Annotated in this window: 22 protein-coding genes; 13 read left to right on the top strand and 9 right to left on the bottom strand. The window is 72.7% G+C overall.

The window, feature by feature from the left end; all coding sequences use genetic code 11:
• Nucleotides 1-40 precede the first annotated feature (40 nt).
• Nucleotides 41-262, bottom strand: a complete 222-nt coding sequence (locus tag ACLZN2_RS32785) for a hypothetical protein (RefSeq protein ID WP_416983030.1) — start codon at nucleotides 260-262, stop codon at nucleotides 41-43.
• A 43-nt stretch (nucleotides 263-305) separates the two neighbouring features.
• Nucleotides 306-1,547 (bottom strand): anion permease, encoded by a 1,242-nt coding sequence (locus ACLZN2_RS32780; protein ID WP_416983029.1) that lies wholly within the window; start codon nucleotides 1,545-1,547, stop codon nucleotides 306-308.
• A 150-nt stretch (nucleotides 1,548-1,697) separates the two neighbouring features.
• On the opposite strand from ACLZN2_RS32780, the gene ACLZN2_RS32775 reads away from it, so the two are divergent.
• The 3 genes from ACLZN2_RS32775 to ACLZN2_RS32765 all read left to right on the top strand — a co-directional run bounded on the left by ACLZN2_RS32775 (nucleotide 1,698) and on the right by ACLZN2_RS32765 (nucleotide 5,205).
• Nucleotides 1,698-2,354, top strand: a complete 657-nt coding sequence (locus tag ACLZN2_RS32775; RefSeq protein WP_416983028.1) for a class II aldolase/adducin family protein — start codon at nucleotides 1,698-1,700, stop codon at nucleotides 2,352-2,354.
• Between the two features lie 117 nt (nucleotides 2,355-2,471).
• On the top strand, nucleotides 2,472-3,608 hold the full coding sequence (locus ACLZN2_RS32770) for an alpha/beta hydrolase (RefSeq protein ID WP_416983027.1): 1,137 nt from the start codon (nucleotides 2,472-2,474) through the stop codon (nucleotides 3,606-3,608).
• 169 nt (nucleotides 3,609-3,777) lie between these two features.
• Entirely contained in the window at nucleotides 3,778-5,205 is a 1,428-nt protein-coding gene (locus tag ACLZN2_RS32765; RefSeq protein WP_416983026.1) for a hypothetical protein, read from the top strand.
• Nucleotides 5,206-5,236: 31 nt separating this feature from the next.
• Here the strand turns inward: ACLZN2_RS32765 and ACLZN2_RS32760 are convergent, their stop codons facing one another.
• Nucleotides 5,237-5,656, bottom strand: a complete 420-nt coding sequence (locus ACLZN2_RS32760) for a VOC family protein (protein ID WP_416983025.1) — start codon at nucleotides 5,654-5,656, stop codon at nucleotides 5,237-5,239.
• 156 nt (nucleotides 5,657-5,812) lie between these two features.
• Here ACLZN2_RS32760 and ACLZN2_RS32755 point away from each other — a divergent pair, with 156 nt between their 5' ends.
• From ACLZN2_RS32755 to ACLZN2_RS32745, 3 genes are all read left to right on the top strand, one after another.
• Nucleotides 5,813-7,411 carry an ABC-F family ATP-binding cassette domain-containing protein gene (locus tag ACLZN2_RS32755; RefSeq protein ID WP_416983024.1) on the top strand — a complete coding sequence of 533 codons (1,599 nt, stop codon included), beginning with the start codon at nucleotides 5,813-5,815 and terminating at the stop codon, nucleotides 7,409-7,411.
• A 347-nt stretch (nucleotides 7,412-7,758) separates the two neighbouring features.
• A complete protein-coding gene (locus ACLZN2_RS32750; protein WP_004002281.1) occupies nucleotides 7,759-7,980 on the top strand; it encodes a helix-turn-helix domain-containing protein in 222 nt (73 codons plus the stop codon).
• 115 nt (nucleotides 7,981-8,095) lie between these two features.
• The gene (locus ACLZN2_RS32745) at nucleotides 8,096-8,899 is read left to right on the top strand and encodes an enoyl-CoA hydratase/isomerase family protein (RefSeq protein WP_416983023.1); all 804 of its coding nucleotides are present in this window, start codon (nucleotides 8,096-8,098) and stop codon (nucleotides 8,897-8,899) included.
• Between the two features lie 457 nt (nucleotides 8,900-9,356).
• On the opposite strand, the gene ACLZN2_RS32740 is transcribed toward ACLZN2_RS32745, so the two are convergent.
• Nucleotides 9,357-10,070 carry a nucleopolyhedrovirus P10 family protein gene (locus tag ACLZN2_RS32740; RefSeq protein WP_416983022.1) on the bottom strand — a complete coding sequence of 238 codons (714 nt, stop codon included), beginning with the start codon at nucleotides 10,068-10,070 and terminating at the stop codon, nucleotides 9,357-9,359.
• Nucleotides 10,071-10,158: 88 nt separating this feature from the next.
• Between ACLZN2_RS32740 and ACLZN2_RS32735 the strand changes: the two genes are divergently transcribed.
• Genes ACLZN2_RS32735 through amaP form a run of 5 tightly spaced genes read left to right on the top strand, consistent with a single transcriptional unit; the run spans nucleotide 10,159 to nucleotide 12,510 of the window.
• Nucleotides 10,159-10,641: an Asp23/Gls24 family envelope stress response protein gene (locus ACLZN2_RS32735; protein WP_416983021.1), complete on the top strand. Its 483-nt coding sequence runs from the start codon at nucleotides 10,159-10,161 to the stop codon at nucleotides 10,639-10,641.
• 30 nt (nucleotides 10,642-10,671) lie between these two features.
• Entirely contained in the window at nucleotides 10,672-10,857 is a 186-nt protein-coding gene (locus ACLZN2_RS32730; RefSeq protein ID WP_133910355.1) for a hypothetical protein, read from the top strand.
• Complete coding sequence (locus tag ACLZN2_RS32725) at nucleotides 10,854-11,273, top strand: hypothetical protein (RefSeq protein ID WP_416983020.1); 420 nt, start codon at nucleotides 10,854-10,856, stop codon at nucleotides 11,271-11,273. The genes ACLZN2_RS32730 and ACLZN2_RS32725 overlap by 4 nt, the downstream gene beginning before the upstream one ends.
• Complete coding sequence (locus ACLZN2_RS32720) at nucleotides 11,270-11,926, top strand: DUF6286 domain-containing protein (RefSeq protein WP_416983019.1); 657 nt, start codon at nucleotides 11,270-11,272, stop codon at nucleotides 11,924-11,926. Before ACLZN2_RS32725 ends, ACLZN2_RS32720 begins: the two co-directional genes overlap by 4 nt.
• A 5-nt stretch (nucleotides 11,927-11,931) precedes the next feature.
• Complete coding sequence (amaP, locus tag ACLZN2_RS32715; protein ID WP_416983018.1) at nucleotides 11,932-12,510, top strand: alkaline shock response membrane anchor protein AmaP; 579 nt, start codon at nucleotides 11,932-11,934, stop codon at nucleotides 12,508-12,510.
• A gap of 106 nt (nucleotides 12,511-12,616) precedes the next feature.
• Here the strand turns inward: amaP and ACLZN2_RS32710 are convergent, their stop codons facing one another.
• The 5 genes from ACLZN2_RS32710 to ACLZN2_RS32690 all read right to left on the bottom strand — a co-directional run bounded on the left by ACLZN2_RS32710 (nucleotide 12,617) and on the right by ACLZN2_RS32690 (nucleotide 17,882).
• A complete protein-coding gene (locus ACLZN2_RS32710; protein WP_416983017.1) occupies nucleotides 12,617-13,372 on the bottom strand; it encodes an SDR family oxidoreductase in 756 nt (251 codons plus the stop codon).
• 5 nt (nucleotides 13,373-13,377) lie between these two features.
• Nucleotides 13,378-15,165: a glycoside hydrolase family 15 protein gene (locus ACLZN2_RS32705; protein WP_416983016.1), complete on the bottom strand. Its 1,788-nt coding sequence runs from the start codon at nucleotides 15,163-15,165 to the stop codon at nucleotides 13,378-13,380.
• Between the two features lie 166 nt (nucleotides 15,166-15,331).
• Nucleotides 15,332-15,646, bottom strand: coding sequence for a hypothetical protein (locus tag ACLZN2_RS32700; RefSeq protein WP_416983065.1), 315 nt, complete (start codon nucleotides 15,644-15,646; stop codon nucleotides 15,332-15,334).
• A 101-nt stretch (nucleotides 15,647-15,747) separates the two neighbouring features.
• Entirely contained in the window at nucleotides 15,748-16,329 is a 582-nt protein-coding gene (locus tag ACLZN2_RS32695) for an RNA polymerase sigma factor (protein ID WP_416983015.1), read from the bottom strand.
• Complete coding sequence (locus tag ACLZN2_RS32690) at nucleotides 16,326-17,882, bottom strand: sodium:solute symporter family protein (RefSeq protein WP_416983014.1); 1,557 nt, start codon at nucleotides 17,880-17,882, stop codon at nucleotides 16,326-16,328. Before ACLZN2_RS32690 ends, ACLZN2_RS32695 begins: the two co-directional genes overlap by 4 nt.
• 248 nt (nucleotides 17,883-18,130) lie before the next feature.
• On the opposite strand from ACLZN2_RS32690, the gene ACLZN2_RS32685 reads away from it, so the two are divergent.
• Together ACLZN2_RS32685 and ACLZN2_RS32680 are read left to right on the top strand one after the other, a co-directional pair.
• Nucleotides 18,131-20,284, top strand: coding sequence for a carbon starvation CstA family protein (locus ACLZN2_RS32685; RefSeq protein ID WP_416983013.1), 2,154 nt, complete (start codon nucleotides 18,131-18,133; stop codon nucleotides 20,282-20,284).
• The gene (locus tag ACLZN2_RS32680; RefSeq protein ID WP_416983012.1) at nucleotides 20,281-20,472 is read left to right on the top strand and encodes a CstA-like transporter-associated (seleno)protein; all 192 of its coding nucleotides are present in this window, start codon (nucleotides 20,281-20,283) and stop codon (nucleotides 20,470-20,472) included. The genes ACLZN2_RS32685 and ACLZN2_RS32680 overlap by 4 nt, the downstream gene beginning before the upstream one ends.
• The last annotated feature ends 38 nt before the right edge of the window (nucleotides 20,473-20,510 follow it).

Below are 20,510 nucleotides of genomic sequence, written 5' to 3'. Positions count from 1 at the left end.
CCCCCCCCCCCCCCACCCCGGGGGTGTCCGAACTCGTGGGTCAGGCCACGATCAGGGAGATCCCGTACGCCACCGCCGCCGCGCAGGCCGCGAAGCACACATACGCCCCCGTCACCGCGAGGCCGGCCGAGCCGCCCTCCGCGGAGGCCCGCTCCTGGCGGGACAGGCCCATGACGCCGAGGGTGAACAGGGCCACCAGGCCCACCGTGACCACGAGACTCACGCCGAAGACGGAGCCCAGGGCCGCCCAGTCGATGTCCATGCTGCTTCTCTTCCTTCGTACCGTTCGTACCGGGTGGGCGGGCTCAGACGGCCGGCGCCGTCGGCTCGGTGGTGGTGGCGGTGGCCGGGGAGGGGATGGTGGCCGTCAGGTCCTCGGAGACCGGGCCCACCGGGGGCGGGGTGACGGCCGCGATCGCCGTGGTGACCACGCCGGCCGGCTCCCCGTGGTGGTCGTTGACGTTGGTGTGGTCGACGACCTCGCGGCGGGAGATCTTCCAGATCGCCGCGCTGGAGGCGACGAGGAAGACCAGGACCAGGCCCGTGCCCCAGTCGCCCAGGTCGGTGACCGACTCGGCCAGCGCGCCCACCAGGGCGGCCGCCGGGAGCGTCAGGCCCCAGGCCACGAACATCCGGGTCGCCGTCGACCAGCGGACCACACCGCCCTTGCGGCCGAGGCCCGCGCCCATCACCGAACCGGAGACGGAGTGCGTGGTGGACAGGGAGAAGCCGAGGTGGGAGGAGGCCAGGATGACCGTCGCCGCGCTGGTCTGGGCGGCGAAGCCCTGCTGCGGCTGGAGGTCGGTCAGGCCCTTGCCCATGGTGCGGATGATGCGCCAGCCGCCGAGCCACGTGCCGAGCGCGATGGCCAGACCGGCGGAGAGGATGACCCAGGTGGGCGGGTCCGAGTCGGGGGCGACGGCGCCGCCCGCGACCAGGGCGAGGGTGATGATGCCCATCGTCTTCTGCGCGTCGTTCGTGCCGTGCGCCAGGGAGACCAGGCCGGCCGAGGCGATCTGGCCCGCGCGGTAGCCCTTCGCGGCGGCCTTGCCGTCGGCCTTCCTGTGGAGCGTGTAGGACAGCCGGGTCGCGAGCATCGCGGCGACGCCCGCCACGATCGGAGCCGCGACCGCCGGGATCAGGACCTTGGTGACGAGGACGTCACCGTGCACCGCGCCCAGGCCGGCCGAGGCGATGGTGGCGCCGATGAGGCCGCCCATGAGGGCGTGGGAGGAGCTGGAGGGCAGACCCACCAGCCAGGTCAGCAGGTTCCAGAGGATCGCGCCGACCAGGGCGGCGAAGATGACCTCGGGACGGATGCCGGTCTCGTCGACGAGACCCTTGGAGATCGTGTTCGCGACCTCCACGGAGAGGAAGGCGCCCACAAGGTTCAGCACGGCGGACATGGCCACCGCGACCTTGGGCTTGAGTGCACCGGTCGAGATGGTCGTGGCCATCGCGTTCGCGGTGTCGTGGAAACCGTTCGTGAAATCGAACGCGAGTGCGGTTACCACCACAATCGCGAGGATCAGCGAGAAGTTTTCCATTTACCCAGGCAATCGTTCGAAGTCATTGGCTCGTTGAAGTTAGGTAACCTGAGTGAACGGAAGGTTAACTGAGGTGGGCGTCAGGGTGTCCGAATGTTGGACTCGACGGCTTCCCGTGTCGGCGACCGCCGCCCCTGGCAGGATCGGGGCATGGGCGAACAGCTGAGCGACGAACAGCGGGCATGGGCGGCGCTCGTGGCGACGGCCCGCCGCACCGTCACCGACGGCCTCGTCGTCGGCACCTCCGGCAACGTCTCCGTACGGGTCGGCGACACCGTGCTCGTCACCCCCTCGGGCGTGCCCTACGACCGCCTCACCCCGGACGACGTCACGGGCGTCGACCTCACCGGCCGACAGGTGCTCGGCACCCTCGTCCCGACCAGCGAGCTGCCCATGCACCTCGCCGTGTACCACCACACCGACGCCCGCGCGGTCGTCCACACCCACGCGGTGCACGCCACCGCCGTCTCGACCCTCGTCACCGAGCTCCCGACCGTCCACTACATGGCCGGCGCCCTCGGCGGCCCCGTGCGGGTCGCCCCCTACGCGACGTACGGCACCGAGGAGTTGGCCGGGAACACCCTCCGCGCCCTGGCCGGCCGCACCGGCTGCCTCCTCCAGAACCACGGCACCCTCACCTACGGCGCCACCCTCGACCAGGCGTACGACCGAACGGCCCAACTCGAGTGGATGTGCCACCTCTGGCTCACGGCGTCCTCGGTACCGGGTCTGACCCCGAACCTCCTGACGGAGGACCAGCTGGCGGAGGCGGGCGAGCGCCTACGGGGCTACGGCCAGCGGGGCTGACGGGCTGACTTCCGGCCCTCCGCCACCCCGCGTCACCCCCAGCCCCACCTTCACTGTGGGGGTGCAGGTGGTCCGCCACCGCTGGCCGCGAAGAGCGATGGCCAGGACACTGGACGGGTGCGCACTGTCACAGCGACGGCCGCCGCCGTCACCGCAGCCCTGGTCGCCGGCGCCGCCAGTGTCGCCGCCGGCCGGTTCGCCAGCGACGCCGCACTCAAGGCGCGGCCCGGCCGCCCCCTGCCCACCGAACCCCGGCTCACCGTGCACGGCACGGCCGCCGGCCAGGTGACCCTCACCCGGCACCTCGCCGCCCTGCGCCCGGGCACCTACGGCCTCGCCGGCGACGGCTCCCACGCGGTCGTCGGCCCCGTCATCCCCGGCGCCGCGCACTCCGCCGACACCGTCGTACGCCGCCTCGAACGCGTGACGCACGGCACCCTCGACCCCGGCGACACCGTCTGGCTCACCCCCAATCTGTACGTCGGCACCCCGCGCGGCACCCTGGGCCTGGACCACGCCGACGTCGACGTGCCCGGCGAACTCGGCAACCTGCCCGCCTGGTTCGTCCCCGCCGCCCGCCGCACCTGGGTCATCGCCGTGCACGGCCTCGGCACCACCCGCGAGCACGCCCTGAACCTCCTGGCCTTCCTGCACCACCGCCGCTTCCCCGTGCTCGCCCTGTCCTACCGCGGCGACCTCGGCGCCCCCCGCCCCACGGACGGCCTGGGCCACCTCGGCCAGACCGAGTGGCGCGACCTGGACGCGGCGATGCGCTACGCCGTCCGCTACGGCGCCGAGCGCCTCGTCCTGCTCGGCTGGTCCACCGGCGCCACCATGGCCCTGCGCGCCGCGGCCCGCTCCGGACTGCGCGACCGCGTCTCCGGACTCGTCCTGGACTCCCCGGTGCTGGACTGGCCGTCCACCCTGCGCGCCCTCGCCGCCGCCCGGCACACCCCCGGCGTGCTGCTGCCGCTCGCCGTCCGCGCCGCCCAGGGCCGCACCGGTCTGCACGCCGCCCCCGACGGCCACGGCGACGAGATCGCCGACCCGGCCCGGCTGACGGTCCCGACGCTGATCTTCCACGGCCCCGACGACACCGTGGCCCCCTGGCACGCCTCCCGCCGCCTCGCCGCCCGCCGCCCCGACCTGGTCGCCCTCCACACCGTCGCACAGGCCCCGCACAGCGCCATGTGGAACGCCGACCCGGCGGCCTACGAGGAGGCACTGCGCCGCTTCCTCACCCCCCTCAGCTGAACCTCGCGCCCCTCCCCGCCATACCGGTGCCGAAGGTTCCGTTTAACCCCGTACCACTGGCCTGAACGCGTCTCCTCACCGCTCTTCGGACCCCGTGCGTTGGCCAGTCCCGTAGCCCGCCGTGACATTCCGTTTGGGTTTTCGGACCGTCAACCGGAAGACTGCACCCGTGACGTCCCGTATCCCGCGCGACTCCAGGCTTCGACTCGTCCGCCCGCGACCCCTGGCCGCCGCCCCCACAGCTGTGAACCAGCGGCGCCCGCGCCGCCCCGCGCCCCGCCCCCCGGAGGGCACTCCGGCCCCGGCGGAGCTGGCCAGAATGGCACGCTCAGGTCTGGCCGCCGCGGCCCGTGTCGCGCACTGGGCCGACAGCGTCCTCGGCCCCGGTGGTGACGCCGCGACCGCCGACGGCAAGGCCACGCTCTCCGACACGACCGCCGAACGCGCGGCCCGCGATCTGGCCCTGACCCCGGATCAGGTCCGCCACGACTGGGACACCGCCCGGCTGGCGGGTCTCGTCGAGGTGCACGGCGCGAGCGCCCGCCCCGGCTGGCGGCTGCGCGCCTGGAACCGCGACGACAGCGCCGTACTGCGCGGCTGGGTCGCCCTCTTCGACGCCTGGTCCCTCGCCACCCCGGAACCCGCCGAGGAGGAGCCCGCCGCCGTCGCCGAGGTCGTCTCGGCCATGCCGCAGGTGCTCTCCTTCCTCCAGCTGTCCGCCGGACCCGTCCCCGTGGACCAGCTCCTGGACCTGCTGCGCCAGCGCGTCACCGAACTGCGCACCGAGCGCTGCGAGATCCCCTACGCCGCCGACGCGACGGCCCCCGCGACCCCGGTGGCCGAGGCCGACGCCGACTCGGCCGAGCCCGCCCAGGACGCCGAACTCGCCCCCCTCCTCGACTGGGCCCTGCACGCGCTCGCCTCCGTCGGCGCCCTCACCTGCGGCGACGGCCAGGCCACGCTCACCCCGCTGGGCAACTGGGCGGTGTGGGTCAAGCTGGAGCAGATCTGCGTCGCCGCGCAGAGCCCGGCCGGCAACATCGAGCAGGCCGCCGAGGACATGCTCCGCGGCTGCGCCCAACTCCGCCCCAACGCGGCCCGCGCCGAGTACCGCGCCTGGCTCGCCGCCCGCCCCGTCGGCAGCGCCGTCACCGAACTGCTCGTCGCCGCCCGCGGCGAGGACGCCCTGCTGCGCGGCCTGGCCTTCGAGGCGCTGCGCGTCGTCGGGGCCCCCGCCGAGCCCGACGTACGGGCCGTCGTCGAGGTGTCCACCCTCAGGCCGTACGCCCTGCTCTGGCTCGCCGAGCACGACGGGGTCGACCCCGAGGACGCCCACGAGGTGCTCACCCGCGAGGAGGCCACCTGGCTGTGGGTCGACACGGCCGCCGCCGTCGCCGACCACGGCGAGGCCCCGATGCTCGTACGGCATCTGGAGTCCGCGCTGCAGCCGACCGTGCCCGCGCTGCTCGCCGAGGTGCGCGCCGTCGGACACCCGCGCACCGTGCAGGTACTGGTGGCGCTGGCCGCCGCGCACCCCGACCCGGCGCTGGCCAAGGCCGTCCGCCGGGCCGCCTTCCAGGTCCACACGGGCGGCTGACCCCCGGGGCTCCGCCCGGGGCCCCGGGCCGTCAGGCCTGGATGTCCGGCGCGTAGGTGCCGAAGCTCCAGATGTTGCCCTCCAGATCGCGGGCCATGTAGTCGCGGGAGCCGTAATCCTGGTCCGTCGGGGGCATCAGGACGTCGGCGCCGTGCTCCACGGCCCTGCGGTGGTGCGCGTCCACGTCGTCCACCACGACGTACACCCCGCACGGGCCCGCGTCCTTCATCGCCGTGTCGAACACACCGCCGCTGCCCTTCGAGCCGAGCATCACCGCGCCGTTGCCCTGCACCAGCTCGGCGTGCATCACCACCCCGACCCCGTCCACAACGCCTTCGTACACCGACAGCTCGGTGAACCCGAAGGCCTCCGTGAGCTGTCGTATCGCCGCCTTCGCGTCGGCGTACACCAGCGTGGGGTAGATGCTCGGGCGGCCGCTCGTGACTGTCATGCAGATCACTCCCTCGTCAAGATCGAACACCTGAACCCAGAAAAAGTGCTTGCACGGGCCCGTTAGACTGGCCTCATGGCCATTCTCCTCGCGCATTAGACGGCGGGAACGTCCTCAGCCGCCCAACCCGCCCCGACCCCGCACAGGAGTCTGACCGTGATCTCCGCCTCCGGCATCGAGCTGCGCGCCGGTGCCCGCATCCTCATCGAGAGCGCCTCCTTCCGTGTCGCCAAGGGCGACCGCATCGGCCTGGTCGGGCGCAACGGCGCGGGCAAGACGACCCTCACGAAGGTCCTGGCAGGCGAGGGCATCCCCGCCGCGGGCCAGGTCACCCGCTCCGGCGAGGTCGGCTACCTCCCGCAGGACCCGCGCACCGGCGACCTCGACGTCCTCGCCCGCGACCGCATCCTGTCCGCGCGCGGCCTCGACGTCCTCATCCGCAAGATGCGGGAGAACGAACAGCGCATCGCGAACGGCCAGGGCGCCACCCGCGACAAGGCGATGCGGCAGTACGAGCGCCAGGAGACGGAGTTCCTCACCAAGGGCGGGTACGCCGCCGAGGCCGAGGCCGCCACCATCGCCGCCGCGCTCAACCTGCCCGACCGCGTGCTGGGCCAGCCCCTGCACACGCTCTCCGGCGGTCAGCGCCGCCGTGTCGAACTGGCCCGCATCCTGTTCTCCGACGCGGACACCCTCCTGCTCGACGAGCCGACCAACCACCTCGACGCCGACTCGATCGTCTGGCTGCGCGACTACCTCAAGACCTACCGCGGCGGCTTCATCGTCATCAGCCACGACGTCGACCTGGTCGAGACGGTCGTCAACAAGGTGTTCTACCTGGACGCCAACCGGTCCCAGATCGACGTCTACAACATGGGCTGGAAGCTCTACCAGCAGCAGCGCGAGGCCGACGAGAAGCGCCGCAAGCGCGAGCGGCAGAACGCCGAGAAGAAGGCCGCGGCCCTGCACTCGCAGGCCGACAAGATGCGCGCCAAGGCCACCAAGACCGTCGCCGCCCAGAACATGGCCAAGCGCGCCGACCGGCTGCTCGCCGGCCTGGAGGCGGTCCGGGTCTCCGACAAGGTCGCCAAGCTCCGCTTCCCGGAGCCCGCGCCCTGCGGCAGGACCCCGCTGATGGCCGAGGGCCTGTCGAAGTCCTACGGCTCGCTGGAGATCTTCACCGACGTCGACCTCGCCATCGACAAGGGCTCCCGGGTCGTCATCCTCGGCCTCAACGGCGCCGGCAAGACCACCCTGCTGCGGCTGCTGGGCGGCGTGGAGCAGCCCGACACCGGCGAGGTCCGCCCCGGTCACGGCCTCAAGCTCGGCTACTACGCCCAGGAGCACGAGACCCTCGACCCGGACCGCACGGTCCTGGAGAACATGCGCTCCGCCGCCCCCGACATGGATCTTGTCGAGGTCCGCAAGGTGCTCGGCTCGTTCCTGTTCTCCGGCGACGACGTCGACAAGCCGGCGGGAGTGCTGTCGGGCGGCGAGAAGACCCGGCTCGCCCTGGCGACCCTCGTGGTCTCCTCGGCGAACGTCCTCCTCCTCGACGAGCCCACCAACAACCTCGACCCCGCCAGCCGTGAGGAGATCCTCGGCGCGCTGCGTACCTACAAGGGAGCGGTCGTCCTCGTCACCCACGACGAGGGCGCGGTGGAGGCGCTCCAGCCCGAGCGGATCATCCTGCTGCCCGACGGCGTCGAGGACCTGTGGGGCTCCGACTACGCGGATCTCGTCGCCCTGGCGTGATCGAATGGATGATCCACTGATGTGGATCATCCGCCTGGATCATTCGGCCTACCGGTGATCCATCATCTGTGTGAGATCTCCTCGTATCGAGGTGTGTCCTACATCCATTTCGCGGCCGATCCCTTTGTCGACAAGGGATCGGCCGTCGTGCGTCTCTGACCTGGTACTTCGTGAAAGAACCCGTTCGGCGGTACGAACATCTCCGGGTGGAATCACAGATTCCGGTTGTGGGGACGCGCTCCTGTCGTCAAAACCCTCTCGCACGGACCTTGCCGAATGGGTGGCCATCGGGCCCCGGAGGGGTGATCATGAGGGGACCAGAGCGCACTTCCCATGAGGAGGCACGGGTGGCCGAGACTCTGAAGAAGGGCAGCCGGGTGACCGGCGCCGCGCGCGACAAGCTCGCGGCAGACCTGAAGAAGAAGTACGACTCCGGTGCGAGCATCCGGGCGCTGGCCGAGGAAACCGGTCGCTCGTATGGCTTCGTACACCGGATGCTCAGCGAGTCGGGCGTCACGCTCCGTGGGCGTGGCGGTGCGACGCGAGGCAAGAAGGCCGCCTCGTCCTGACCCGGGCGGCCCACCGGCTTCGATGGTGCCACCCGGTCGGTCGACCGATCGGCCGGGTGGTTACTGTGCAGTCACTTAGCATCGCTCTGTAGACCGCACGCATCGGAGGCGCCCCATGGCCACGCCCGACCAGGAACTCGTTCCCCTGCTCGACAAGGACGGCGTACGGCTCACCGTCGACGACGCGCTCGCCACGGTGACGCTGACCAACCCGGCCAAGCGCAACGCGCAGAGCCCCGCGATGTGGCGGGCGCTCGCCGAGGCCGGGCGGTTGCTGCCGGGCTCCGTCCGGGTGGTCGTGCTGCGCGGCGAGGGCAAGTCCTTCTCCGCCGGCCTCGACCGGCAGATGTTCACGCCCGAGGGGATCGAGGGCGAACCCTCCTTCATCGACCTCGCGCGCAGTGGCGACGCCGAACTCGACGCCGCCATCGCCGGGTTCCAGGAGGGCTTCACCTGGTGGCGACGCAGCGACGTCGTGACCGTCGCCGCCGTCCAGGGGCACGCCATCGGCGCGGGCTTCCAGCTGGCGCTCGCCTGTGACGTGCGCGTCGTCGCCGACGACGTGCAGTTCGCCATGCGCGAGACCAGCCTCGGCCTGGTGCCGGACCTCACGGGCACGCATCCCCTCGTCTCCCTCGTCGGCTACGGCCGTGCGGTCGAGCTCTGCCTGACCGGGCGGTTCGTGGGGGCGCAGGAGGCGGTGAGCTCCGGGCTCGCGAACATCGCGGTGCCGGTGGAGGAACTCGACGCGGCGGTACGGGAACTGGTCGTGGCGCTGCTGGGTGCGCCGCGGGAGGCGGTGATCGAGACCAAGGCGTTGTTGCGTGGGGCCGGGGAGCGTGGCTACGACGAGCAGCGTGCGGCGGAGCGTGCCGCTCAGGGTAGGCGGCTGAGGGACCTTGCCGGCCTCGGCGAATGACAGCGTGAGTTTGCCGGTACCCGGCGCTGGTCGCTGTGCCCACCCGTTCCGCCCTGCGGAACGACTGCCCACGGCGAGGTGGGACGGCTGCCCGCAGCGAGGCGGAACGATTGCCTGCGGCGAGGTGGGACGGCTGCCCGCAGCGAGGCGGAACGAATTGCCCGCGGCGAGGTGGGACGGCTGCCCGCAGCGAGGCGGAACGAATTGCCCGCGGCGAGGCGGGACGGCTGCCCGCAGCGAGGCGGAACGAATTGCCCGCGGCGAGGCGGGACGGCTGCCCGCAGCGAGGCGGAACGAATTGCCCGCAGCGAGGCGGGACGGCTGCCCGCGGCGAGGTGGGACGGCTGCCCGCGGCGAGGTGGGACGATTGCCCGCGGCGAGGTGGGACGGCTGCCCGCGGCGAGGTGGGACGGCTGCCCGCAGCGAGGTGGGACGTGCTGCGGAGCAGCGGCGGTGATCAGTTCACCGCTGTGACCAGTACCGTCACCGTCGGGTGATCCGGTAGGGATCTGCTCACTGTCTCGCGGACCTCTCTTGCCACGTCCACGGCTCGGTGGTCCGGGTGGACCACGATCTCCACGCGTGCGTGCCGGTGGGGCAGGGCCGCGGGAGTGGCGTTCTCGAGGGTCTCCAGGCGTACTGCCCTGCCCAGTGCGCCGGTCGTGCCCGTGACCCCGGGTACCGACAGGGCCGCCTCCGCCGCTACGGCCTCCTCGCCGGTGAGGGGCGGGCCGGCGGGCGGTGTGGCCGGGGGCGGTACGGGGTCCGGGGTGGGCGCGTCCTCGTCGAGGAGGTCCGTCACCCTCAGGTCCACCTCTGTCACCGTCAGGCCGAGTCGTTCGGTCGCGGCCGTGGCCAGTGCCTGGCGCAGGCGGGCCGCCGTCGTCGGGAGAGGTTCCGAGGGTGGTGCCGCGAAGTCCGCCGTCACCCGGAGGGGCCCCGGCGGCAGACCGCTCGGCGGAGGCGGTACGACGGGTTCGTCCGCGTCCGCCGGATCCGCGGGGGCGAGCCGGAGCACCCCGAGCCGTACCCCCGGCACTTCTCGAACCGCCTTCCGCAGTACGCCCTTCGCCGCCTCCTCCGCGATCCACGCCCCGTCGCGCGGGCCGCCCAGGGGCAGGAGTCTGCCCAGGCCCAGCTGATGCCGTACCGCACTCGTCCACCCGTCCATTCCTCCAGCCTGCCGCATCCCCGGGGCGCGGCGGCGCAACGGCGCTTACCGTGGTCGAAGGGACGACGACCGAGAAGGACGTACGGCCATGACTGAGGCAACGGAGCAGACCCGGACCCAGAGCACGGACGGCGGCACGGAGGCCGTCTCGACCCGCAAGCCGACCCGGCGCGGCGGCGGCGACCCCTCGACCCGGGGGCGGACCACCATCGCCGACGGGGTGGTGGAGAAGATCGCGGGTCTCGCGACCCGGGACGTCGTCGGCGTCCATGCGATGGGCAGCGGCCTCAGCCGCACCTTCGGCGCGGTGCGCGACCGGGTGCCCGGCGGGACCAAGTCCGTGACGCGCGGCGTCAAGGCCGAGGTCGGCGAGGTGCAGACCGCGCTCGACCTGGAGATCGTCGTCGACTACGGCGTCTCGATCACCGAGGTCTCCCGGGACGTCCGGGAGAACGTGATCGCGGCCGTGGAGCGGATGACCGGCCTGGAGGTCGTCGAGGTCAACATCGCGGTGAGCGACGTGAAGCTCCCCGAGGAGGAGGAAGAGGAGCCGGAGCCCCGCATCCAGTGACATAACGGCCGACGAGCGGAGGAACACAGCATGAGTAGGGCCGTGATCGGGATGATCGCCGGCATGGCACTGGGCTTCGCCGGATACTTCGGCGGGTTCGGTGCCTTCCTCCTGGTGGCAGCCCTCGGCGCCATCGGGTTCGTCGTGGGCAGACTCCTGGAAGGGGACATGGAGGTCGGGGACTTCTTCCGTACGCGTGACGACCGGCGCAGGTGACGGACGTGAGCGAGGGGGCGGGCGCGGTCGGCCGACGGCCCGCCGACGTCCCGCCGGGTGAACGCGGGGCGACCCGCATCGCGGACCGGGTCGTGGCGAAGATCGCCGCGCAGGCCGCGCTGGAGGCGGTCCGCCCGCTGCCCCCCGAGGCGGCCCGCCCGCATGCCACGGTTGTGGTCCGCTCCCACTCTCAACCGAGTTCGAGCGGGGGGACCCCCACCGATGCCGCGCACGTCCACATCCACCTCGAACTCGACTACCCCACCGACATCGGCCCCCGCTGCCACGCGGTGCGTCGACATGTCACCGAGCGGGTAGGCGCGTTGGTGGGAATGCAGGTTCCGGAGGTCGCCGTCCAGGTGGAACGGCTGCACCTGACGGCGGCCCACGGCGCGGCACACGGGAGGACGCGATGAGCGAGCCCCGGGGCTCGGAGGCCACCACACCCCTGCCCGTACTGGACAAACCCACGGAGACGGGCGACCCGCCGGAGATCCCCGGCACCGCCACCGGTACCGGCACCGGTGAGGTGCACCGTTTCTGGTCGGCGCGCCGTGTCCCGGCGGCGATCGTCGCGGCCCTGCTGTTCGTCGTCGCGGGCGCCTTCCTCTACGACGTCGCCGCCGTCCGCGCGGGCCGGGCCGCCCTCGCCTGGCGGCGCGAACTCGCCACCCAGCTCGCCGAACGCCCCCTCGACGACACCTGGGTGCTGGTCGGCGCGGGCGTCGCGGCGGCCCTCGGCCTGTGGCTGATCCTGCTGGCCGTCACCCCGGGCCTCAGGGCCGTCCTGCCGATGCGGCGCATCCACCCCGACGTCCGGGCCGGCCTCCACCGGGACGCGGTGGCGCTGGTGCTGCGCGACCGGGCCATGGAGGTCGCCGGTGTCCAGTCGGTACGGGTCCGGGCCCACCGGCGCAGGGCCGACGTCCGCGCCCTCTCCCACTTCCGCGACCTGGACGCCGTACACGCCGACCTGGACACCGTGCTGACGGAGGCGATCCGGGGACTGGGCCTCGTACGTCCGCCGCATCTGTCGGTCCATGTGCGGCGGCCCGGGAAGAAGGGGTGAGGGTGATGCTCAGGACGGTCAACCGTGTGCTGCTGGGCCTCGTCGGCCTGGTGCTCGTCGCCGTCGGAGGTGCGGTGCTGGCCGTGGGACTGGGGGTCTCGCCGCCCTCCTGGTGGATCCACGACGGCCCCCACGACGTCCTGCTCAGCACCGCCGAGCGCACCAAATGGAGGGACGAGAGCTGGTGGTGGCCGACGGTCATCGCCGTCCTCGCGGTCCTCGTGCTGCTCGCTCTGTGGTGGCTCACGGCCGTGCTGCGCCGCCGCCGGCTCGGTGAGGTCCTGGTGGACACGGGCGACGGCGCGGGCGCGCTGCTGCGGGGCCGCGCCCTGCAGAGCGTGCTGACGGCCGACGCGGGCGCGCTGGAGGGAGTGGCCCACGCCCACGTCCATCTGACGGGCCGCAGGGACGCTCCGACAACCCGGGTACGCCTACGCCTGGAACCCCACGTGGACCCGGGAACGGCCCTGCGCGAGCTGGCCGACCAGGCCTTGGCCCACGCGAGGGACTCGGCGGCCCTGAAGTCCCTGCCCGCAGACGTGCGGCTGAGGGCAGCCAAACACAAGGCAACAAGGGTGAGTTGAAGCCAACCTTCAGGGAACGCACCTAAGGGGCGCGGGGCTGTGTCGATTTGCGCTCCGCCGCGTGGGCGCGAACAACCCCCACGACCCGCACCCGGCAACGAACCCCTCAAAACCCGTGCCGCATCCCGCCGTCCACGGGCACCATCACCCCGGTGAGATAGGACGCGGCCGGCGACAACAAGAACGCCGCCGTTCTCCCGAACTCCTCCGGCGTCCCATACCTCCGCAGCGGAATCCGCGACTCGTGCGCGGCCCGAGTGGCCTCGGGGTCGGCAGACAGCCCGTCCAGCTCCCGCACCCGGTCCGTGTCGATGCGCGCCGGAAGCAGCCCGACGACCCGGATCCCGCGCGGACCCAGCTCGTCCGCGAGCGACTTGGCGAAGCCCGCGAGCCCCGGCCGCAGCCCGTTCGAGATCGTCAGCCCCGGGATCGGCTCGTGCACGGAACCGGACAGCACGAACCCGATGACACCGCCCGCCTCCAGCTCTGCCGCCGCCGCCCGCGCGAGCCGCACCGCGCCCAGGAACACCGACTCGAACGCCGACTGCCACTGCTCGTCGGTGTTGTCCGCGACGAACCCCGGTGGCGGCCCGCCCACGCTCACCAGCACCCCGTCGAAGGCGCCGAAGGTCTCCCGGGCGGTGGCGACGAGCCGCGCCGCGGCCTGCGGATCGGCGTTGTCGACGGCCACCCCGACGGCGTTCGGCCCCAGTTCGGCCGCCGCGTCCGCGACGCGCCGGTCGTCCCGTCCGGTCACGACCACCTTCGCGCCGTCCGCGACGAGCTCGCGCGCGGTCGCGTTGCCCAGGCCGCGCGTGGCCCCGGTGACGACGTACACCCGGTCCTTCAGTCCAAGATCCATGGGCCCTATCCTGCCCGCTCGCCCCCGTACAGGGCGAGGGCGGTGTTCACCAGGCCGAGGTGGCTGAAGGCCTGCGGGAAGTTGCCGAGATGGCGGCCGGCGACCGGGTCGTACTCCTCCGCCAGCAGTCCCACGTCGTTCGTGAGGCCCACCAGCCGTTCGAACAGCTCCCGTGCCTCCTCGGGGCGGCCCGTCTCCCGCAGCGCGTGCGCGAGCCAGAACGAGCAGGCGAGGAAGGTGCCCTCGTCCCCGGGCAGGCCGTCCACCGTCTCGCCGTCGGTGCTGTAGCGGCGCACCAGGCCGCCGTGGCCGAGCTCCTCGCGGACCGCGTCGACCGTGCCGACCACGCGCGGGTCGTCCGGCGGCAGGAAGCCGAGGCGCGGGATGAGCAGCAGGGCGGCGTCCAGGTCACGGGAGCCGTAGGACTGGGTGAAGGTGTTGCGTTCGGGGTCGTAGCCCTTCTCGCACACCTCCCGGTGCACCTCGTCGCGCATCGCGCGCCAGCCCGCCAGGTCGCCGCGCAGCGCCGGGTCGTCCTCCAGCGTGCGGACGGCCCGGTCGGCGGCCACCCACACCATCACCTTCGAGTGCACGAACTGCCGGCGGCCCCCGCGCACCTCCCACAGCCCCTCGTCCGGCTGCCGCCAGTTCTCGCTCAGCCAGCTCATCAGCGCGCACTGGATCGCCCACACATGCGGTTTCGTCGGCAGGCCGGCGGCGCGCGCCAGGGCCAGCGAGTCGATGACCTCGCCGTAGACGTCCAGCTGGAGCTGGTTCACTGCCGCGTTGCCGACGCGTACGGGGGTGGAGCGGGCGTAGCCCGACAGCCAGGGCAGTTCGAACTCCGGCAGCCGGCGTTCGCCCGCGAGCCCGTACATGATCTGCAGGTCGGCCGGGTCGCCGGCGACGGCCCGCAGCAGCCAGTCCCGCCAGGCCTCGGCCTCGTCCTGGTAGCCGGCGGACAGCAGTGCGCCCAGGGTGAGGGTGGAGTCACGCAGCCAGCAGTAGCGGTAGTCCCAGTTGCGCACCCCGCCCAGCTGCTCGGGCAGGGAGGTGGTGGGGGCGGCGACGATGCCTCCGGTGGGCCGGTAGGTGAGCGCCTTCAGGGTGATCAGGGAGCGGACCACGGTGTCCCGGTGCGGGCCGTCGTAGCGGCAGCGCGCGGCCCACTCCTGCCAGTCCCGGACGCTGGAGCGCAGGGCCCGGTGCGGGTCGATCTGCGGTGGGCGCCGCTCGTGCGACGGGTGCCAGGTCAGCACGAACGCGACGGACTCGCCCGCGCCGAGCGTGAACTCCGAGTGGGTGGCGAAGTCCTCGCCCCAGGTGCGTACGGCCGGTTCGCTGCGCAGCCACACCGAGTCCGGCCCGGCGACCGCCACCCGGTGGCCGTCCGCCCGGCGCATCCACGGCACGATCGAGCCGTGGTCGAAGCGCAGCCGCAGATCGCAGTGGACGGCGACCCGGCCGCGCAGCCCCTCCACGATCCGCACCAGATCGGGATGGCGGTCGCGCTGCGGCATGAAGTCGGTGACCCGGACCGCGCCCCCGTCGGTCTCCCACTCCGTGTCCAGGACGAGGGTGTCGGGGCGGTAGGCGCGCCGGGTGCAGGCGCCGTCGACGCCCTTCGGGGCGATGCGCCAGTGGCCGTTGTGCCGGTCGCCGAGCAGGCGGGCGAAGCAGGCGGCGGAGTCGAAACGGGGCAGGCAGAGCCAGTCGACGGAGCCGTCCCGGCCGACCAGGGCGGCGGTCTGTTCGTCGCCGATGAGGGCGTAGTCCTCGATGCGGGGGTGCACGCCAGTGCGGGTTCCCGGCGGGCCGGGCGGGCAATCAGGGGTGCGGCCGGGGGAGTGACGGCCAGGGCCTGTTCTGAGTTGCCCCGCCTGCGCCCCGACGCCCGGCACGCCGATCGCACGCACCGAACGCCGCTGCGCCCGCGCTGCGCGCGGACGACGGGGCAACTCAGAACAGGCCCTGGCTCACGGTGTCGCCCGTCCCCGAGAAGATCACTCCGGGCCGGGCGGCGGGCGCCTGGTTGAGCACCCACAGGCCGATCAGGGTGGCCAGGGCGAAGACGACGGCGATCAGCACGGCCAGCACCAGCCTGCGCCGCCGCTCGCGCCGCAGCCACTCACCGCGCGCGGTGCGGTAGGCGTCGGGGGTGGAACGCGCGGGCCGCACACCGCCGGCGAGCGCTTCGAGGGCCTCCTGCAGCTCCCGCTCGGTCCGGGTGCGGTCGGGTCCGGTGTGACGGTGACCCAAGGCCTCGGGGCCCATGTCCTTCATCGCCTCGGGTGCCATGTCCTTCGTCGCCTCGGGGCCGGTGTCGTTCATCGCCTCGGGTCCGGTGCCACGCGACGGAGTCGCATCTCGATGAGTCATCGCCGGGCCTCCATCGCCTGGGTGAGCGCGGCGAGGCCGCGTGAGGTGTGGGTCTTGACGGAGCCGCAGGAGATACCCATCGCGGCGGCGATCTCGCTCTCCTTCAGGCCCAGCCAGTGCCGCAGCACGAGCGCCTCGCGCTGCCGGGCCGGCAGCTGCTGCAGGGCGTCGATCAGCACCCGCTGGTCGTCGCGGAGCAGCGCGGCGCTCTCGGCGGAGGCGACGGTCTCGTCGGGCAGTTCCGGCGGGCTCTCGACATGACGGCGGGCGACCTGGAGGTGACGTATCCGCATCCGGGTCAGATTGCAGACGGTGGAGCGCAGATAGGCCTCGGCCGCCTGGACGTCCCGCAGCCGCCGCCACTTCCGGTAGATCTGGTAGTAGGCCTCGGCGACCACGTTCTCCGGATCGTCCGCGCCGAGCAGCACGGCGAGCCGCAGCATCGACGAGTAGTGCAGCTCGAACAGCCGGGCGAGTCCGGCCTCGCGTTCCAGCTCCGCCGGGTCGGTCACGGCGAGCGCGAGCGGCTCGGCGTACGTCTCCGCCACGGGGGCCGGGATCGGGGGTCTGCGTCTCACGGGTGGTTCGCTCCCGTCGTGCGGGGCCGCCTGACGGTCAGGCGGGAGGGCAGGTCGGTGGTGTCCGCGCCGCGTGCGACGCCGAGGCGTTCCAGGGCCGCGGTGCCGGCCACCGCGACGGTCAGATTGAGCAGCAGGGCGGCGAGCCCGGCGTAGATCTCCAGCGGCCCGAACCCGAGGGTGACGATGGAGGAGAACCCCTCGCGGACGACCAGGAAGGTCCCGGCCGCCATACCGGTGGCCCACCCGGCGAGCAGCGCGCGCGGATGCAGCCGCCCGGTGAACAGCCCGACGGCCACGGCGGGGAAGATCTGCAGGATCCACACCCCGCCCAGCAGCTGCAGGTTGACGGCGTCCTGGTCGCGCAGCCCGAACACGAACGCCACCGCCCCCACCTTCGCGGTCAGCGACACCGCCTTGGCGATGCGCACCTGCCGCTTGGGCGTGGCCGTGGGCTGCACGTACTCGACGTAGACGTTGCGGACGAAGCTCGTGGCGGCCGCGATCGACATCACCGCGGCCGGCACCAGCGCGCCCACGGTGATCGCGGCGAACACCAGCCCGGCCAGCGGCGCCGGCATCAGCCGGTCCACCAGCATCGGTACGGCGGCCTCGGCGCCGCCCTCCGGAGCGCGCACCCCCGCCGCGAGCGCCGCCACGCCGAGGAAGCCGAACAGGGCGAGCAGCCCGGTCCAGGCGGGCAGCGCCACCGACACCTTGCGCAGGGTGCGCGGCCCGTCGGCGGCGAACCCGGCGGTGAGGACGTGCGGGTACATCAGCAGTGCCAGCGCGGAGCCGAGCGCGAGGGTGGCGTACGCGGGCTGCTGGGCGGGGGTGAGGACCAGCGGCGAGTGGGCCACGTCCGTGCCGCCCAGCCGCCGTGCCGCGCCCTCGAACACCGGCCCGGGCCCGCCGAGCTGCCGCAGCACCAGCCAGCACACGGCGGTCAGCGACACGAACACCGCCACCGCCTTCAGCGCCGAGATGACCGCCGGCGCCCGCAGCCCGTGCCGGTACGTCGCCACCGCCAGCCCCGCGAACAGCGCCACCATCACCAGGTCCCCGGCCGCGCCCCGCGGGTACACGCCCCCGGCGGTCAGCACCGCCCGTATTCCCAGCAGCTGCAGCGCCAGATACGGCATGGTGGCGAGGATCCCGGTCAGCGCCACGACGAGGGCCAGCGGCGGTGAGCCGTAGCGGCCCCGCACGAAGTCGGCGGCGGTGACATAGCCGTGCCGCCGGGCCACCTCCCACAGCCGGCTCAGCAGGACGAAGGCGAGCGGGCAGACGATCACCGTGTACGGCACCGCGAAGAACGCGGGCGCCCCGTTGCCGTACGCGAGGCCCGGTACGGCGGTGAAGGTGTACGCGGTGAAGATCGTGCCGCCGAGCAGCAGCCAGGTCCACACCGGGCCGAGGGAGCGGTCGGCCAGCGCCCAGCCCTCCAGGGCGGGCAGCCGGTCGCTGGGGCGCAGCCGGCGGGCGGTCACGGCGAGCAGCGACGCCCCGCCGATGACGGCGAGGAACGTCGTGGTCATGGCGCCGTCGGCCATGGGTCACCGCCTTTGGTGTGCCTGAGCCCTCACCGCTTCAGTTGCGCGGGAGGCCGGTTCGGTTGACGCGAACCGGCGGGAAATCCTCTGGAAAATCGACGGGAATTCGCTGTCAACCGGTGTCGGGGGGTGGGCAACTCTTGCACAGACCGACAGCGAACGGGAGAGCCGTCCTCGCTGGTACCGGTCGCCGATCTCGCCCGCCTCGGATCCCGAGGCGTACCGCACCGCCCAGGTGAGGAGCCGCCATGCCTGCGTCAGCCCTGCCCGAAACCGGCCGTCCCGTGCCGGAAAAGTCACGTATGCCACTGAAGTCCATCGCGCTGTGGACCGGTGTCGCCCTGCTCGGCGCCGTCGCCTGGGGCGTCCTCGCGCTCTCCCGCGGCGAGGAGATCTCCGCGGTCTGGCTGGTGGTGGCCGCGCTCGGGTCGTACGCCATCGCCTACCGCTTCTACTCCCGGTTCATCGCCCGCCGGGTCCTGAAGGCCGACGACAGCCGCGCCACCCCGGCCGAGCGGCTGGAGGACGGGGTGGACTACCACCCCACCGACCGCCGGGTGCTGTTCGGCCACCACTTCGCGGCCATCGCCGGCGCCGGCCCGCTGGTCGGCCCGGTGCTGGCCGCGCAGATGGGCTATCTCCCGGGCACGATCTGGATCATCACCGGGGTGATCTTCGCCGGCGCGGTCCAGGACATGATCGTGCTGTTCCTCTCCATGCGCCGGGACGGCAAGAGCCTCGGCCAGATGGCCCGGGACGAGATCGGCAGGGTGGGCGGCGCCGCGGCGCTGATCGGCGTCTTCGCCATCATGATCATCCTGCTCGCGGTGCTGGCGATGGTCGTCGTCAACGCCCTCGCGGAGTCCCCCTGGGGCACCTTCTCGGTCGCCATGACCATCCCGATCGCCCTCTTCATGGGCTTCTACCTGCGCTATCTGCGACCCGGCCGGGTCGTGGAGACCAGCGTCATCGGCGTGGCCCTGCTCCTGCTGGCCATCCTCGGCGGCGGCTGGATCCAGAACTCCTCGCTCGCCGAGTACTTCCTCTGGAGCCCGGAGACCCTTGTCTTCTGCCTCGTCGGCTACGGCTTCGTCGCCTCCGTGCTCCCGGTGTGGATGCTCCTGGCGCCCCGTGACTACCTGTCGACGTTCATGAAGGTCGGCACCATCGCCCTGATGGCCGTGGGCGTGGTGGTCGCCGCCCCCACCCTCAAGGCCGGTGCTGTGACCGAGTTCGCCTCCACGGGCGCCGGGCCGGTCTTCGCCGGATCCCTCTTCCCCTTCCTGTTCATCACCATCGCCTGCGGCGCCCTCTCCGGCTTCCACGCGCTGGTCTCCTCCGGCACCACCCCCAAGCTCATCCAGAAGGAGTCCCAGGTCCGGCTCATCGGCTACGGCTCGATGCTCACGGAGTCCTTCGTCGCCGTCATGGCGCTGATCGCCGCCTGTGTCCTCGAACCCGGCCTGTACTACGCCATGAACTCCCCGGCCGCGCTGCTCGGCCCGACCGCGCAGAGCGCCGCCGAGGCGGTCAAGGGCCTCGGCTTCGCCATCACCCCCGACCAGCTGACCGCCGCCGCCAAGGCCGTCGAGGAGCAGACGCTCGTCGGCCGCTCCGGCGGCGCCCCCACCCTGGCCGTGGGCATGTCGGAGATCTTCTCCAGCGTGTTCGGCAGCGGCCTCAAGGCCTTCTGGTACCACTTCGCCATCATGTTCGAGGCGCTGTTCATCCTCACCACCGTGGACGCCGGCACCCGCGTGGGCCGCTTCATGCTCCAGGACATGCTCGGCAACGTCTGGAAGCCGATCGGCCGCGTCACCTGGAAGCCCGGCATCTGGATCACCAGCGCCCTCGTCGTCGGCGCCTGGGGCTACTTCCTGTACGCCGGTGTCACCGACCCGCTCGGCGGGATCAAGCAGCTCTTCCCCCTCTTCGGCATCGCCAACCAGCTGCTCGCCGCGGTCGCCCTCGCCGTCACCACCACCATGCTCGTCAAGTCCGGCAAGGCACGCTGGGCCTGGGTGACCGGCGCCCCGCTGGCCTGGGTCGTGGCCGTCACCTTCACCGCCGGCTGGCAGAAGGTGTTCTCCGACAACCCGAAGATCGGCTTCTTCGCCCAGCGTGACGTCTACTCAGACGCCGCCGACGCGGGCAAGCTCCTGCCGGGCGCCACGGACATGGACGACATGCACACCATCGTCCTCAACAACACCGTCGACGGCGTCCTCATGGCCGTCTTCCTGCTGCTCGTCAGCATCGTCCTGGTCAACTGCGCGGTGGTCTGCGTACGGGCCCTCCGCGCGGGCGGTCCGCTGCCGACGACCGAGACGCCGTACGTCGCCTCCCGCATCGACGTCCCGGAGCGGCGGGACAGCGAGCCGCTGGTGGGAGCCGGCTCATGACCGCCGTACGCAGGGCGGTGGACCTCCTGCGCTGGTACGCCCGTGAACTGACCGGCGAGGCCGAGTACGACCGCTACTGCGCCCGGCACCGCCGCCGCCACCCGCACGCCCCGGTGCCGACCCGCCGGGAGTACCAGCGGATGCGCACGGTACGGCGCGAGGGGGAGTCGCCCGGCCGCTGCTGCTGATCCGGAGACGGGCGTGTCCGTCGTACGGCACGCCCGCC

Source organism: Streptomyces sp. T028, assembly GCF_048159505.1.
Taxonomy (GTDB): domain Bacteria; phylum Actinomycetota; class Actinomycetes; order Streptomycetales; family Streptomycetaceae; genus Streptomyces.
Note: the sequence above shows the minus strand (reverse complement) of the source record. Positions and strands in the feature narration are given on the sequence as shown.

Bases quoted from the DNA above. Each gene is read 5' to 3' on its own strand.
- ACLZN2_RS32785 (WP_416983030.1), bottom strand. From the start codon at position 262: ATGGACATCGACTGGGCGGCCCTGGGCTCCGTCTTCGGCGTGAGTCTC.
- ACLZN2_RS32780 (WP_416983029.1), bottom strand. From the start codon at position 1,547: ATGGAAAACTTCTCGCTGATCCTCGCGATTGTGGTGGTAACCGCACTC.
- ACLZN2_RS32775 (WP_416983028.1), top strand. From the start codon at position 1,698: ATGGGCGAACAGCTGAGCGACGAACAGCGGGCATGGGCGGCGCTCGTG.
- ACLZN2_RS32760 (WP_416983025.1), bottom strand. From the start codon at position 5,656: ATGACAGTCACGAGCGGCCGCCCGAGCATCTACCCCACGCTGGTGTAC.
- ACLZN2_RS32745 (WP_416983023.1), top strand. From the start codon at position 8,096: ATGGCCACGCCCGACCAGGAACTCGTTCCCCTGCTCGACAAGGACGGC.
- ACLZN2_RS32740 (WP_416983022.1), bottom strand. From the start codon at position 10,070: ATGGACGGGTGGACGAGTGCGGTACGGCATCAGCTGGGCCTGGGCAGA.
- ACLZN2_RS32735 (WP_416983021.1), top strand. From the start codon at position 10,159: ATGACTGAGGCAACGGAGCAGACCCGGACCCAGAGCACGGACGGCGGC.
- ACLZN2_RS32730 (WP_133910355.1), top strand. From the start codon at position 10,672: ATGAGTAGGGCCGTGATCGGGATGATCGCCGGCATGGCACTGGGCTTC.
- ACLZN2_RS32720 (WP_416983019.1), top strand. From the start codon at position 11,270: ATGAGCGAGCCCCGGGGCTCGGAGGCCACCACACCCCTGCCCGTACTG.
- amaP (WP_416983018.1), top strand. From the start codon at position 11,932: ATGCTCAGGACGGTCAACCGTGTGCTGCTGGGCCTCGTCGGCCTGGTG.
- ACLZN2_RS32710 (WP_416983017.1), bottom strand. From the start codon at position 13,372: ATGGATCTTGGACTGAAGGACCGGGTGTACGTCGTCACCGGGGCCACG.
- ACLZN2_RS32700 (WP_416983065.1), bottom strand. From the start codon at position 15,646: ATGGGCCCCGAGGCCTTGGGTCACCGTCACACCGGACCCGACCGCACC.
- ACLZN2_RS32690 (WP_416983014.1), bottom strand. From the start codon at position 17,882: ATGGCCGACGGCGCCATGACCACGACGTTCCTCGCCGTCATCGGCGGG.
- ACLZN2_RS32685 (WP_416983013.1), top strand. From the start codon at position 18,131: ATGCCTGCGTCAGCCCTGCCCGAAACCGGCCGTCCCGTGCCGGAAAAG.
- ACLZN2_RS32680 (WP_416983012.1), top strand. From the start codon at position 20,281: ATGACCGCCGTACGCAGGGCGGTGGACCTCCTGCGCTGGTACGCCCGT.